General features: G+C 65.7%; 1 pseudogene. It reads right to left on the reverse strand.

Features of this window, described 5'->3' with window-relative positions:
• Nucleotides 1–251, reverse strand: a pseudogene (locus SB754_RS21820) (phenylacetate--CoA ligase); the annotation flags it as partial.

Here is a 251-nt window from a genome sequence, read left to right on the forward strand (position 1 = left end):
CGATTCGAACGGTAAGTTCATCCATCCGGTCCGGCCGGGTGAGTTCCAGCTGAAAGTGCGGGCTGAGCGCCGGGACCCGCAGGGCAATTTCCTCAATTTGGCTGGGAAAGAGGTTTACGCCGCGCAGGATGATCATGTCGTCGCTGCGTCCGGTGATCCGGCCCATCCGGCGCATGCCCGGGCGGGCCGTGCCGGGCAGGAGCCTGGTCAGGTCGTGGGTGCGGTAGCGGATGATCGGCAGCGCCTCCTTG

Origin of the sequence: Leifsonia sp. SIMBA_070 (assembly GCF_046534635.1) — a bacterium.
In the GTDB taxonomy this organism is placed as follows: Bacteria; Actinomycetota; Actinomycetes; order Actinomycetales; family Microbacteriaceae; genus Leifsonia.